This is a genomic window from Marivirga lumbricoides (assembly GCF_014636295.1).
GTDB classification, from domain to species: domain Bacteria; phylum Bacteroidota; class Bacteroidia; order Cytophagales; family Cyclobacteriaceae; genus Marivirga; species Marivirga lumbricoides.
This window is the reverse complement of record NZ_BMEC01000024.1, coordinates 26,824-41,219: the sequence shown is the minus strand read 5'-3', so window position 1 is coordinate 41,219 and position 14,396 is coordinate 26,824. Positions and strand designations below refer to the sequence as shown.

Genomic DNA, 14,396 nt, shown 5'->3' with positions numbered 1-14,396 from the left:
CATTAAGCTGATTTTCAGCTATTCGCCAATTAAATTACCCCCATGATGTTTCAGGCTACTTTTTAATTGGAAACTTATCCACACAACATGAAAAATTATTTTATTTTAGCACCTGAGTAGTTACAAACAATAAATATTTATATTTTTCCAAATATTTATAGTACATGAGGAATCAATTTTTTAATATTTCAACTATTACTCCTAATTTTCTTAATAGTTGCCGATTTGAAACAGATCAGCTAGCCGATCAGGTGATAGCCAAAATAATCGAACAACGAGATCTTAATCATCTGAATGAGATATTCCTGACATTAGTGAAGAATGACAGCTTCAACGATTCTACTTTTAGCAGTTTTCCTGCTAGTATTAATAAACTGCTACAAAACTATTTTCAAGTTTCTTCAGAGTTACCCCAATGGTATAATGCAGAAAAAGTACAAGTAGGAGAGCAAGTTTTTAGTGAATTCGGACCTGAAATTTTCATGCTTTTAAATGTAAGCTCTCTGCCTATGTGTTACACCTGCGCAAAGGGCGCTCAGGTGTTGTATGATACAGGCAGACTACTATCTCATAAAAATGATATTGATCCGTTGGCCAGAAGGCTGATGGAAACTGGGCAAATGATCTTTAATGTATTATCTTCAGGAGGCTTGTCTCCTGGGGGGAGAGGTATTATTACAGTTCAGAAAGTGAGACTTATTCATGCCGCTATCAGATATTATTTAAAGCATGGAGCTGAGAGAAACGGATTTACCTGGGACGTTGAGGAATTAGGAGAACCTATTAATCAGGAAGATTTAGCGGGTACATTGATGTCATTTGGTCCTGTAATTCTCAATGGTTTAAAGAAACTGGGCATAGAGCTGAGTGATGATCAGATTGAAGGTTATATGCACTGCTGGAGGGTTGTGGGGCACTTAATGGGTATTAAAGAAGCCTTATTACCTGAAAGTTACGATGAGTCATTTCAACTGGCCAATAAAATATTAGCGCATCAATCGGCAAGTTCCCAGGCTGGTATAGCCCTAACAGATTCATGTATTAAATTTATACAATCAGTTGTAAAAGAAGACTACCTCGATGATTTGCCAGCTTACCTGATGAATTATTTTCTGGAAGATTTTTCAAAGGCAAGCGGGCACGATTTGGCTTCTTATATTAATGTAAAATCATCACATAAACTGAAAGATCTGTTAGTTCTTAAATTTATGCGCTTCTTTTCTCATGAGGCTGGCGCTCTTGAACATCATTCGCTTGTGCAAAAAATTAGCAAAACTTTCAATAAGAAATTACTAAGAGGCATTATAAGTCATTATAATGATGATAAATCTGTTCGATTTTCTATACCTCCATCACTTACTAAAGACTGGAACTTATAAATCAATTTTTTAAATATGGCATTAACAAATCAAATTGATGGTCTGAACAAGAAAACAACTAAAACTATTATTGTTTCAGCAATAGTATTAATGGGCTGGTCTTGCTTCAGTGCTATAACGGCAGCAGGTCCGTGGAGTGCTTTTTTTATTACATTCCTATTATACATATTTTTTTGGTGCTATGCTTTGTACTTCAAAAACCCTTTGCTATTAAGGTTAACAATTATAGCTACTATAGCAGGTATTCTCGAATTAGTAACTGATTTTTACCTTGTAGAAACTATTAATAGCCTGAATTATCCTCAAAATGAAATGATGCTATGGGCATCTCCTGCTTACATGCCTTTTGCCTGGTCTAATGTTTTAGTGCAGCTGAGCTTCATAGGTGTTTTATTGACTAATAGGTTGGGAGTGTTAAAAGCATCTATCATATTATGTATTGCAGGAGGTATGTATATTCCTATTTATGAGCATCTGGCAAATGATGCCGGTTGGTGGAATTATAATCCTGACACTACAATGATTTTCAATGCGCCATTATATGTTATTGTTTGCGAAGCATTGATTTCTCTTTCTCTTCCTGCTATTATGAATTATTCAGAACATCATAAATTATTGAAATCTATTGTTTTAGGTATATTACTTGGTTTTTGGATCTTGCTAAGTGCATATATTGCTGTAAGCTTTTTTTTATAAGTATTTATGAACTTAGTGAGCTTATTCATCGAATAAAAAGTTGTATTTTCCCAATTAGGCACTGATCTTTCAATTTATGGTAGTTATTTCAATTTCTTATTAATTAAAATACAAATAGATAATGATCAATAAGGTTATAGATTTTTTTGTACATCCTTCCCGCTATCATGATCCGAAGTCTATTAAGCAGGCGAGGTTAGTAGTAAGAGGCTCGTTATTAACTAGTTTGTTTTCCAGTAACTATTTGTTTTTGAGTATTTATTTTGAATATGAGAAAGGTTTTAACCTGATGCTTACGAATGTTATTGGGTTTCTTTTACTACCATTTTTGTTAAGAACTAAACTACCTGTTGTCCTTATAGGAAATCTGTATGTTCTAATTGGTGGTTATGCGGTAACTGCACTTGCTTATTTTTCCGGGGGAATTGAATCTGCTCTCTACCCATGGATTATTTCTATCCCTATTCTGGCATTATTAATTGTTAACAGAAAATCTGCTTACGTTTGGGGAGCTATAAGTTTTTTTGTGATGATTCTTATGGGAGTAGCAACCATTAACGGATACCAATTTCCGGTCGAATATAATACAGATTTACGTGCTGAATGGTTTACTACTATTTTACCTGGGTTGCTTTTAATTATTTTGTTTATAACTATGGTATTTGAACATTCCCAATCCAGAACGCTAGCACAATTAGAAGATCAGAATAATGTTTTGTATGAACAAAAAGAAATAATTGAAGCTCAAAAGGAAGAGTTAACCAGCCTTATTGAGGATAAGGATTATATTATTAGAATTTTAGCTCACGACCTGAGAAGTCCCTTAAACAATATAAAAGGGTTACTAAAGCTAATGGATTTGGAAACTGAAGAGACAGGGAAGGCAGAATGTAAGGCATTAATAATGCAAACCACTGTTAATGCTGAGAATTTAGTGAACAGAGTGCTTGAGATGGATAAATCTGAGCAAGATGATACAATAGTTCATGTAAATAATCTGAATGTAGTGGAATTGTTATTACAGTTAAGTCAGAAGATGCAGGAGTTGGCGAATAAAAAGTCTATACAGTTGAAAACCATTAATAAAGCAGATAGATATTTGGTTAAGGCGGATAAAACTTACCTGTTGCTGATATTTGAGAACCTTCTTTCCAATGCTATCAAATTTTCGGATAGAGATAAAACTGTAACAATACTTTTATCAAATAATGATGAAAGTATAATTGTAGAAGTAATAGATGAAGGGCCGGGAATAAGTCCGGAAGAAGAGGACAAGCTTTTTAAAAAATTCTCTAAACTCAGTGCCAGACCTACCGCAGGTGAAAGCTCCACGGGTCTTGGTTTATCATTAGTAAAGCGCTATGTTGAATTAGTGGAAGGCAATGTGTGGTATAAAAGAGGAGAAAAAGCAAAAGGGGCGAACTTTGTGGTGGAACTCCCTCTGGTAAGTTGAAAGGATTTACACCACTTTAGTATTTAATAATGTAAATGTCAATAAGCCTCATCCTAATTAGCCTAAGTTAATAGTGGTTTTCTAAAATTAAAAAGAGGCTGGCTTAATTTTAATGCAGCCTCTTTTAAAATTGGAAAATGCTATAAGCAACTTTCAGCATAAAAATTCTTTGAGTATGTCTTCTTACAGCCACCAGGATAAGTAATGGTTGCGGTTAAAGTATAGCCACCTATTGACGTAGGTTTCATTACAACATAGTCCCCTGAACTAGAAAATATGGTTCCATTCTGTACACTCCAAGAAATATTACTACTTGATTCTCCAGTTAAAGTATATCTTCCATGAGGATGCTGAGAAGGATAACATGGTTCAATGTTTTCAACAATATTTAGATTATCATTTTGTCCACAATTTGTAGACCCGCCACCTGATCCATTACTACCTTTACAATCAATAGTGATGGTTTCACTACAAGTTAAACTACCATCAGTGACAGTAGCTGTTAATTCACCAGAATTGAAAGTCGGCTTGAAGGTTACCTGAACAGTAGAATTTGAGGCTCCAAATGGTATCAATATGCCAGTACCAGACGTGCTCCATGATATTTGAGGATTATTAAAGCTACCCAGGCCCGAAATGGAATATAATCCTGTAGAAGTATACTTACAGGAAATACCGGTTTCTCCATTTATATCAATATTACAACCAGCTACACTATTCTGTATAAAATCATTTTTGACTGCTGTTTCGAGCTCACTTAAGTTTTCCTGGCAGCTAAAAGTTAGCATTAGTAATGCCAGTAGAGTATTTTTGAATGTTTTCATTTTCATAAGGTTTTGATTTAAAGCTATAGATTATTTTTAGATGTAATATAACCGTTTTATAGTAAAAAAAATACTCTTAAAGAAAGATTTTCTGTCCTCTACCACTAATAAAATTTCCTTCTTTATAGAAATAAATCTTTCTTACTTTCGTGTAATAAAAATAAATAACCAAAAAGTAGATTTATGAGAATTATCAAACTTTCATTCCTCTTCATAGTGGCCGTGGTATGGACGGCTTCAGCACAGGAGGCAGAACCTAATAATCAGAGCGTATTTGATTTTTTCGGTGACCGGCAGAGCACAGTTTACCGCTCAGCTTCAGGGAAGCCTGGCCCTAAATACTGGCAAAATAGTGCCGATTATAAAATTAATGCCACACTTAATCCGGAGAAAGACCTTTTAACGGGAAATATTACTATTAGCTACACTAATAATAGCCCGGAGTCTTTAGAGTTTATCTGGTTGCAAATGGAACAAAACAGGTTTACTGAAGAATCAAGAGGAACTTTAACAACTCCTATCCAAGGTAACAGATATACCGGAGATATGGATGGAGGCTATAAGATAAGTAACCTTGTAGCAAAGAGTGGCAGAAGGGGAGATGCTTCCGATAAGCATATAATTGAGGATACGAGAATGCAGGTTTTCTTCAAAGAACCTATCGAAGCAAATGGCGGAACAGCAACTGTTAGCATGAATTTTGAATATACTATTCCTACAACGGGGATGGACAGAATGGGTCAGTTAGATGTGGAAGATGGAACTATCTTCGCTATGGCACAATGGTATCCAAGATTAGCAGTATTTGATGATGTAAGAGGGTGGAACACTACTCCTTATTTGGGTGCGGGTGAATTTTACCTGGAATATGGTGATTTCGAGTATAATATCACAGTACCTTATGACTATATAGTAGTAGGTTCCGGGGAGTTGGTAAACTCAGGAGAAGTGTTGACGGCTACTCAGCAAAAGAGAATGCAGCAAGCTGCTAAAAGTGATACAACTGTTTATATTATCACTCCTGAAGAAGTTGGGGATCCTGCGAAAACAAGTGTGAAGCAATCAGGAACCTCTACCTGGAAGTTCAAAATTAAAAATTCGAGAGATGTTGCTTTTGGTACTTCTAAAGCATTCATTTGGGATGCCGCTAAAATTAACCTTCCTAATGGGAAAACTGCAATGGCTCAGTCGGCTTATCCTAAAGAAAGTGATGGAGAAACAGCCTGGAGCAGATCTACAGAATACACTAAATATTCAATTGAGCATTACTCAGAGAAATGGTTCCCATATCCATATCCTGTAGCGGTAAATGTGGCTGCTGACATAGGTGGAATGGAATATCCCGGTCTTTCATTTTGTGGTTATAAGTCAACAGAAAAATCATTATGGGGTGTAACAGACCACGAATTTGGCCATAACTGGTTCCCTATGATAGTAGGGAGTAATGAAAGATTGTATGCATGGATGGACGAAGGTTTTAATACTTTTATCAACTTTTATTCCTCAGAAGTATTTAATGATGGTGAATACCAGGACGATCTTGACCAGACGAGACAATATGTAAACTGGCTTACAAGTGAATCAAGGGAATCCATTGCTACTTATCCGGATGTAGTAAGTACCCGTAATTTAGGAATGATAGCTTATGTAAAGCCTGCAATGGGTTTATTGATGCTAAGAGAGTATATATTAGGTCAGGAAAGATTTGATAATGCTTTTACTGCTTATATTGAGCGATGGGCTTATAAGCATCCAACTCCTGGTGATTTCTTCAATACTATGGAAAATGTAGCCGGAGAAGACCTATCATGGTTTTGGAAAAGCTGGTTCTATGGAAATGGTAATATAGATTTAGCTATTGATGGTGTGTATCCTTATCAGGGCAGCTATTTAGTTGTGCTTTCAAATAAAGGAGAAGTACCTATGCCGGTTAAAATGAAAGTTGTTTATGAAGATGGAAGTGAGGAAATGATAAACCTCCCTGGAGAAATCTGGCAAAGAGGAAATAGCTGGAATCATTTGATTAGCACTAATAAAGAAGTGAAATCTATTACAATTGACCCCGACAAAATTTTGCCTGATGTAAATGGAAGCAATGATAGCTGGCCATCTACCATCTATGATGAAAAATAAGAATTAATAACGTCATTTTTATAAAAGCACTAACTATTAAAGTTGGTGCTTTTTTGAAGATTGATTAACTATTTGACTAAATAAAACTGATATTTGTCTGAACATTTTTCATCAGGTAATTTGTCAATTGAGACTTAAAAGAGGCACGGTCTCAAAAGGCTGAACCGTTCTTTTTTATCCAAATATTATATTATCCGCCTTAATATTCATTGAGTATCGTTCTTATCAAATGTCATCCCTAAGGGATTTTATTACCCTTCGCTGGTATTGAGAAAACTTACTAACCTAAGTTAAATTCTTAATTTATTTCAGAGCCCATCATAGCTTTCCAGATTTGGAGGTGAGGGGCTGCCATTTTATTAATACAACTCAGGTAATCTCCTGCAATTAAATAGTCTCTGCCAGAAATGAAAAAATCTTATCTAGAGCAAAAACATTAAACCCACCCTGCAATTCTCTTAAGGTTCGTCATCGCGAAGGAGGTGCGACTGAAGCAATCTTAAGAGGTTTAGATCATTGCGAGGTACGAAGCAATCTTTTCTATTAGTAGACCGTCAACTTCTCAATAGCATTTCATAGCAAGAAGATTCCTTCATTCAAATGCTCAACAAGTTGCGCATATGGAATTCGGAATAACCAGATATTGAGTGAGCAATGATAGTATCCCCTTTAGAAAAGAAATCTTGATAGAAAGAAAATTCCAATCAAATGGTTATTGCGAGTGCAACGCGGCAATCTTTTCTATTATTCTAGAAAAGTCAGGTAATGAAATTTCATTTCAATGAAAAGATCCCTGATAATTTTTTCCGTTGCTCTCCAAAAATTTCGGGCATGACGATAATTGCCTGCTTTTGTGGTGTTGACAAGCATTTAGTGCTGGCTTATTTAGGTCTTCTTTTTCCACTGGTCACAGCATGTTGAAATAGTGTCTTTTTTACAGAATTGCCTTTGCTATAAACCTACAATTAAACAGTCATTTCCAGGCACAAAGCAATCTTTTCTATTATTCTAGAAAAGTCAGGTAATGAAATTTCATTTCATTGAAAGGATCCCTGATAATTTTTTCCGTTGCTCTCCAAAAATTTCTGGGATGACGATAATTGCCTGCTTTTATGGTGTTGACAAGCATTTAGTGCTTGCTTATTTAGGTCTTTTTTTCCACTGGTCTGAGGCTTACAGTCCAGCAATAAGGGGAAGTCCTGTGAGCCACAGAACTTGGTTTTAAATCTTGATGGAAAGAAAAATGCCAATCAACTGGTTATTGCGAGGTACGAAGCAATCTTGGTAATTAAGTGTCACCTATAATCAAATGGTTATTGCGAGCGCAGCGTGGCAATCTTTTTGTCCCAGGTGTTCTGTGCAATAAGATAGTTTTTTTACTCAAATTACCATTAGCTCTAGGATTCCCACGCTACTTGTCCCGATCATTATCGGGAGGTGGGAATCTGTTCATTCCAACAGCATGTTGAAATAAAGTCTTCTTATAGAATTGGCTTTGCTATAAACCTACAATTAAATAGTCATTGTCAGTCCACGAAGCAATCTTTTCTATTATGCTAGAAAAGTCAGGTAATGAAACTTCATTGAAAGGATCCCTGATAATTTTTTCCGTTGCTCTCCAAAAATTTCTGGGATGACGATAATTGCCGGCTTTTGTGGTGTTGACAAGCATTTAGTGCTGGCTTATTTAGGTCTTCTTTTTCCACTGGTCTGAGGCTTACAGTTCAGCAAAAAGAGGAAGGTCTGTGAGCCACAGACCTTGGTTTTTCTGTTCATTTGTGCAATAAGATAGTTTTTTACTCAAGTTACAATTAGCACCGTCATTCCCACGCAACTTGTCCCGATCATTATAGGGAGGTGGGAATCTGTTCATTCCAACAGCATGTTGAAATAGCGTCTTTTTTATAGAATTGCCTTTGCTATAAAACTACAATTAAACAGTCATTACCAGGCACAAAGCCATCTTTTCTATTATTCTAGAAAATTTAGGTAATGAAACTTCATTTCATTGAAAGGATCCCTGATAATTTTTTCCTTTGCTCTCCAAAAATTTCTGGGATGACGATAATTGCCGGCTTTTGTGGTGTTGACAAGCATTTAGTGCTGGCTTATTTAGGTCTTCTTTTTCCACTGGTCTGAGGCTTACAGTTCAGCAAAAAGAGGAAGGTCTGTGAGCCACAGACCTTGGTTTTTCTGTTCATTTGTGCAATAAGATAGTTTTTTACTCAAGTTACAATTAGCACCGTCATTCCCACGCAACTTGTCCCGATCATTATAGGGAGGTGGGAATCTGTTCATTCCAACAGCATGTTGAAATAGCGTCTTTTTTATAGAATTGCCTTTGCTATAAACCTGAGTTAAATTCTTAATTTATTTCAAAGTCTGTTAGAGCGCTTCCAATTGGGGGAGGCAGGGACGCCATTTTATTAACCGAACTCGGGTTGTTACATTAATTGATATCATAGTTTGGTTCCGGTTGGACTGGAAATACTGAGGTTCAGAGATTATTTTTTACTTTCCCGCTGATATTTAAAAGATTAAAAAAATATTTTGTTAGACGCGAAACATGGATAGAGATGGAATATGGAGGGCCTAAACCTCGTAGAGGTGGTTAGCAGGAAATGCAAAACCACAATCAATCCTACACAGAGCTCAAAAAGTAAAGGCTGAAATAGGACAGCTCTGGCATTCAACCTGACAAGGATAGCAGCCTAAAGCACTACCCCCTTATTTACTTTGGCCTATCTAAAACAAAATTTTATACAGCTATCTTAAAATTCACGCCTTGTTTAACGGATAAACAAAAAAGAGGCTGCCATAAAATTTTACTTTTGAAGCAGCCTCTGTTAATTGCTTTGTGAATAGAGATATTTTTATTTCACAATTTTAATCCTTTGACTGGCCAACTTTCCACTTACCTCAACTAAATAGATGCCATTTGGCAAGTCTGCAGTTTCAATTCTGATAGAGCTTTGTCCTTCTGTAGAAACTCTTTTTAGTAGTTTACCTTGCAAGGAAATTATGCGCACTTCATCAAATTGCTCAGCTTCAGTTATATCTAAATTTATATAGGTTTTGGTCGGGTTAGGATATGCTTTAACTAGGCTATTTGTAAATTGACTGTTTGCCAGTACCGCTGTTCTTGCGCTGGAATTACCACAAGCTCCTACTACAAAGCTTTGAATGTTGCCAGCAGTATTGTTTTCTCCTCCTTCAGGAATTGAATAAGTATAATAGTAATAAACAGTTTGTCCTTCACTGGCATTTATAGTAAATGCTGAATTAGCAGTAACGCCATAGCCCGGGAAAGTGGCATTTGGGTTGGTGCTATAGTACAAGATGGTAGTAGGATTGCCCACTCCTGATCTTTCCGGTACAAATGTAAGGCTTGGATTGTTATTATCGCTGGAGATAACCGCTGAGAAATCACCATTAGCAGCTAATTGAGAACATCCGTTATTATTGTTCCCTTGACTAGCTGTAGCAGATAAATAATTGATATTCAGTCCGCTGCTAACAAAAACGAGCCTCAATGCATGCTGCCCCTGGCTAATAGAGATATTATTGGCAGTAATATCCGTAAAATTTTGCCAGTCTCCAGTATTAGTTGCTTGTAAATTATCGGTTACCTGCTCTCCGTCAACAGTAAGGTAGAAGCTTCCATTTCCAGTAGGAGAGGCCACTCTAAAGCTAAAGTCGTAGGTGTTTGAGGCAGCAGTCGCATTGATTGTATATTCCAGCCATTCACCTGCTTCTATCCAACCCACATTATAATCTCCTGAATTATCGCTTGTTGCTTCAATGTCAACATCATCCGTTCTATATGCACCACCAGTATTCCCGGCTGAAGTGTCATAATATCCAACTCCTGATCCACCTTCATTATAATCTTCTGCTTGTATGGTGCCAGGAAGCTCAGTGCCAGAAGTTACCGCATTTACGGTTATGCTTGCATTGTCGGATACTGAACCACTTGTAGCCGTTACAGTAAAATTACCTGCAGAATTTGAGGTGAACAAACCTGAAGAAGAAATTGAGCCACCACTGCTACTCCATGTGAAATTAGTATTAATAGGGTTGCCAAATTGATCGACAGCACTGGCCTGAAATTGCTGTGATCCACCTACTGATATAGTTGAATTAGCCGGAGTAACTGAAATATTAGTTACTAAAGGCGGATTATTAGTGTTTCCATCAGTCCATACAATATCATCAATAGCAAATTGGAAAGTTGAAGTGGGCAATGCTCCATCTACACTAGTGATAGCAAACATATACCCGATGTTCTGAAAGGCCAGTAAACCTTCATAATCAGCTAATGGTATTTCTACCTGGCCCCATTCTCCATTTCTTACTAAGCCATACTTGGTTTGGCCCGCAGGAAATTCAATATATTTTTCGTTAGTGAAGTTATCTGTGATTCCTATTCGGAAGGATACATTCCCCGGTATTTTGATCTTAAATTTCAGACTGCCATTTTCCAGGTAATTAGACATGTCCTTGCCATTAATAGCAACAATTCCACCTCCAAACCAGCTATTAGGATTTACTGTATTCCAGGCAATCACGTTATCACCTTCTACCGGAGGGGTGTTTCCTTCTTGCATTGTTTCTCCCCAAACATAAATTTCAGCGTCAGAGCCAAACACCAACTCATTGTTTGTTGGAGTTTCATCAGTATACACACCGAAATCACCTGATTCAGGAGTCAGGTCATTATAATCAAATTCAACACTTCCATAGCCATTCCATTCAGAAACACGAACATAATCCACGTACATCTTACCCGGTAGGGGAGCAGTTACTCCGGCATTATTCAAAACGCCTGGTAATGTACCACCTACTGCAAGGTTTAACAACATATAAAAAGGGCGTGAAAAAGCTGCTGTAACACCTTCAGGATCAATTGGAAAAGGATTAGTATATAAATCATATTCGTTACCTCCATCAACCACTGTAAACCTGATTTGGCTGGGTTCCCAGTAAATTCTATAAGTAACAAATCGGTCATTTAGTGGGGTACTTGCTACATAAGGTTGATTATAATCAACATCATAGGCTATGTTACCCACACCACCACCTGGCACAGGGAAAAATGCATTGGCTCCTACATAATTATTCACTGTTGAATTAGGCTCTTGTTGCTGATTTCGTCCTTCCTGGCTAAAACCCATTTCCATCATATCAATTTCACCTTTTGCTGGCCAGGCCAAATTGGAGGTACCCAGAAGCCAGGCTGCTGGCCATAAACCTTGTTCCAAATCCGGAACCCGTATTCTCACCTCTATTAAACCATAGTGAATGGCTAAATTACCTTCAGTAGTCACTTTTCCTGAAGTAAAAGCCCTCGATCCGGCTGTTTGATTTCTTGCTTCCAAAACAAGGGCTTTGTTGCCTGCTTCTCCTGGCACATCGGCTATGTATACATTTTCTGATTGGTAAGATTGTAGTTCCTGATTACCCCATCCGCAAAGGCCCTTGTCACAGCCATCACCAATATCCGGAACCCATATATTATTATTGAGGGAGTTGAAATTATCTTCCCATATTACTGGTCCTATTTGGCCATAAGAAGTACCAACAAAGAAAAATAAACAAAGTAACCAGAGATAACTTATACCTCGAATTGTAAGAAAATTGTTAGGTCTGTTTGTAAACATAATTATTTTAAGTTTTTGGTTAAACAAATTGCAATCGTTTGCAAAACAAAATTCTATTTTAGTATTTATAAAACCAAGTTCATAGCTACATCATTAATACATCATCTGTGTGTCATAGAGAGAAAAATAATCAACAAATAGTACTCTATTTCATGAGAGCACATGTTTATTCTACAACAATTATTCATCATCCATTTTCTCTTTATTCAATATCTATTTTACTTCTGTTATATTAATAATAGATTGTTTAATAAGTGTAGAATTGTCTTTTTTAAAGATTATATATCAATTACTGACTTGTTTGCTGTTTCAAATATTGCATCTTCAAAAGGAAAAGTGTCTTTAAACTTTTGAGAGAATTAAACATATTATTAAATTAATAACATTTCTATCATAAAGAATTTAATTGAGATGATTTTCAACCTGCAAACCGATCCGAAATTAAGTAATGGCACTACCCATTTTATTCCTTTAGGGAATTTTAAAAGACTTGATCAGCCACAAATCCAAGACATAGAAGCCCATTTACCATTTTCTAAAACTGAAAAAATTGAAAAGATATGGGGTACTTTAGGGTGGAAAGATGATAAGCCTTTTCATGAGCGAGGCGTTGTTAAATTCTCGGAAAGTGGCCAATTGACAGAAGCCAAAGGCGCTACCTTGAAGCAAATAGAGATGTTATATGATATTTATCCGGAAATACCATTACATAACCACCGTGTAAGAGAGCGATATATTGATCTGGATGACCTGGACATCGATCTGCCCAGGAATATTAGCTTACAGGAAATGAAAGAATTGAGACTTGATATTTTTTTAGAAAATAACGAGGGTGCTGTAGTTTACCTTCAGCATAGTGAAAAAGATAATTATGATGAAGAGGAAGCTTTCATAGAATATTTGTCTCCTCAGCCAACAGATGATTTGAACAGGCTGGATCAACGCAATAGACTTACTTACCATATACCTTTTCAGTTCCAGAGAAATCTCAGGCCAAATGGAATTCAGGAAACTGAAGGTGCAAGCTATAATGTGCCTGTACATTATCTTGAGTTGAGTGATGAAGCTCCAGAACCTGTATTAGACGATAGTGGTACACCTGTTACTTTGGAGTCTACCAGCTTTATTGTTAAAGTCCTGACATTTATCCGCAGTGCCAGAACACCAGAAGAGGCATTAAAAGGATTTGGCTCTGCATTGGCAAAGCAAACTCAAAAGACCATCTTAAAAAACCAACTTGATAAATTAGGCAGAAATAAATATTCCTTATTAAAATTTAAACCTGAAGTAGATATCCGAAATGATTCCGGCCAATTTATGAAGGTTCAGGTAGGATCTGAAATAGATACATCTGCCAGAACCCTTTTACTCATTCATGGAACCTTTAAGGATACATATGGCTCTTACGAAGATTTTATCACTAAAAAATATGCCGATACAGATCATAATTATTTAAACTTTCTGATTAAAAAGGGACATTATGATCAAATTTTGGCTTTTGACCATCCATATTTTTGGGATACGCCTGAACAAAATGCTGAATGGCTGATTAACGGGCTTTTCGAAAATGTATATTTTGAACCTGATAAATTAGACATTCTAGGAGTGAGTAGGGGAGCATTGGTAGGAATGTATATGGCTACCAATGTGGTTTGTATGCAGCATTTGAGGGTAAGGAAGGTACTCACATTTTCAGGAGGTGCATCAGGGTTTATGGATAGCATAGCTGGTATTTCAAAATGGATTTCAGTGGTTAAAATAGGAGCCCCTGCACCTGTGCAGAAGTTACTGATTGGACTCGCAAGCATAGGATTAAACTATCTGGAGAAAAATTCAGGTCTTGCTGCGCTGAAATCCGGAAATCCTTTTCTAAACAACTTATATACTACCCCTCTTCAGCATCCTGTTATATTTAAAGCCATGGTGGCAGACTGGAACAGACATGTTGTAACCGGGAAAGGGTGGATAGACACCTCACTCAAGAGGGCTTTAGCTTCCGGCCTGGATACTGTTCTCAAGTTGTTTTTGGGATGGCAGCATGACTGGGTAATAGGATCTGCTGCGCAGAGGAAACTACCACAGGGGCATAATTCATTTCCTGAACCTTCTTTTGAATATTCCGGAAGGCATGGCAGCTATTTTCTAGCCGGGTTTCCAAAAGTGAGGGTAGGCAATAAATGGGAAGAGGCTGATATTTACCATGAAATAACAAGCTTTCTAAAGTAGGAACCTACTAAAATAATTGAGCTTA

10 protein-coding genes are annotated in these 14,396 nt (G+C 36.8%); 5 read left to right on the top strand and 5 right to left on the bottom strand.

From position 1 onward, the window contains the following. Positions 1-164 precede the first annotated feature (164 nt). The 3 genes from IEV85_RS23820 (at position 165) to IEV85_RS23810 (ending at position 3,528) form a co-directional block, all read left to right on the top strand. Positions 165-1,379: an oxygenase MpaB family protein gene (locus tag IEV85_RS23820; RefSeq protein ID WP_188467779.1), complete on the top strand. Its 1,215-nt coding sequence runs from the start codon at positions 165-167 to the stop codon at positions 1,377-1,379. A gap of 15 nt (positions 1,380-1,394) precedes the next feature. After that, positions 1,395-2,075, top strand: a complete 681-nt coding sequence (locus IEV85_RS23815; RefSeq protein WP_188467778.1) for a DUF6989 domain-containing protein — start codon at positions 1,395-1,397, stop codon at positions 2,073-2,075. A gap of 121 nt (positions 2,076-2,196) precedes the next feature. Beyond that, positions 2,197-3,528 carry a sensor histidine kinase gene (locus IEV85_RS23810; RefSeq protein WP_188467777.1) on the top strand — a complete coding sequence of 444 codons (1,332 nt, stop codon included), beginning with the start codon at positions 2,197-2,199 and terminating at the stop codon, positions 3,526-3,528. Between the two features lie 140 nt (positions 3,529-3,668). On the opposite strand, the gene IEV85_RS23805 is transcribed toward IEV85_RS23810, so the two are convergent. Then, positions 3,669-4,352, bottom strand: a complete 684-nt coding sequence (locus IEV85_RS23805; protein WP_188467776.1) for a hypothetical protein — start codon at positions 4,350-4,352, stop codon at positions 3,669-3,671. A gap of 183 nt (positions 4,353-4,535) precedes the next feature. Between IEV85_RS23805 and IEV85_RS23800 the strand changes: the two genes are divergently transcribed. Beyond that, positions 4,536-6,485, top strand: coding sequence for a M1 family metallopeptidase (locus IEV85_RS23800; RefSeq protein ID WP_188467775.1), 1,950 nt, complete (start codon positions 4,536-4,538; stop codon positions 6,483-6,485). 1,498 nt (positions 6,486-7,983) lie between these two features. Here the strand turns inward: IEV85_RS23800 and IEV85_RS23790 are convergent. From IEV85_RS23790 to IEV85_RS23775, 4 genes are all read right to left on the bottom strand, one after another. Then, positions 7,984-8,157 (bottom strand): hypothetical protein, encoded by a 174-nt coding sequence (locus IEV85_RS23790; RefSeq protein WP_188467773.1) that lies wholly within the window; start codon positions 8,155-8,157, stop codon positions 7,984-7,986. 45 nt (positions 8,158-8,202) lie between these two features. Further along, complete coding sequence (locus IEV85_RS23785; RefSeq protein WP_188467772.1) at positions 8,203-8,358, bottom strand: hypothetical protein; 156 nt, start codon at positions 8,356-8,358, stop codon at positions 8,203-8,205. A 269-nt stretch (positions 8,359-8,627) separates the two neighbouring features. Then, a complete protein-coding gene (locus IEV85_RS23780) occupies positions 8,628-8,783 on the bottom strand; it encodes a hypothetical protein (RefSeq protein ID WP_188467772.1) in 156 nt (51 codons plus the stop codon). Between the two features lie 575 nt (positions 8,784-9,358). Beyond that, positions 9,359-12,145 (bottom strand): carbohydrate-binding protein, encoded by a 2,787-nt coding sequence (locus tag IEV85_RS23775; protein WP_188467771.1) that lies wholly within the window; start codon positions 12,143-12,145, stop codon positions 9,359-9,361. 411 nt (positions 12,146-12,556) lie between these two features. On the opposite strand from IEV85_RS23775, the gene IEV85_RS23770 reads away from it, so the two are divergent. Continuing rightward, a complete protein-coding gene (locus IEV85_RS23770; protein WP_188467770.1) occupies positions 12,557-14,371 on the top strand; it encodes a DUF7379 domain-containing protein in 1,815 nt (604 codons plus the stop codon). Positions 14,372-14,396: the final 25 nt, after the last annotated feature.